This window comes from Lactobacillus delbrueckii subsp. bulgaricus (genome assembly GCF_046938665.1).
GTDB classification, from domain to species: domain Bacteria; phylum Bacillota; class Bacilli; order Lactobacillales; family Lactobacillaceae; genus Lactobacillus; species Lactobacillus delbrueckii_C.
In genome coordinates, this window is the sequence record NZ_JBKZCD010000114.1 from 1 (window position 1) to 219 (window position 219).

1 protein-coding gene is annotated in these 219 nt (G+C 48.9%); it reads right to left on the bottom strand.

Going from position 1 to position 219, the window contains the following annotated elements:
• Positions 1-219 (bottom strand): IS200/IS605 family accessory protein TnpB-related protein (locus ACLUXO_RS10475; RefSeq protein ID WP_412137472.1); only part of this gene is annotated, 219 nt, incomplete at both ends.

Below are 219 nucleotides of genomic sequence, written 5' to 3' on the forward strand. Positions count from 1 at the left end.
TCTGCCTTGTATTCAAGCATTCTCTGAAAGCTGGTCCAGCCCGCGTCAGAAATTGACATTGCCAAGGCATGATTCTTCATCAGATTTTTCCCCCTCAAGTCCTCAAGCACTACTACGTCGTGGTTATTGATGTATGCAGTGCTGAGCTTTTGAAGGAAGTCCTCTCTTTGATTGCGGACCCGTCTTTGGAGACGAGACGCCTGTCTGCGAGCCTTCTGA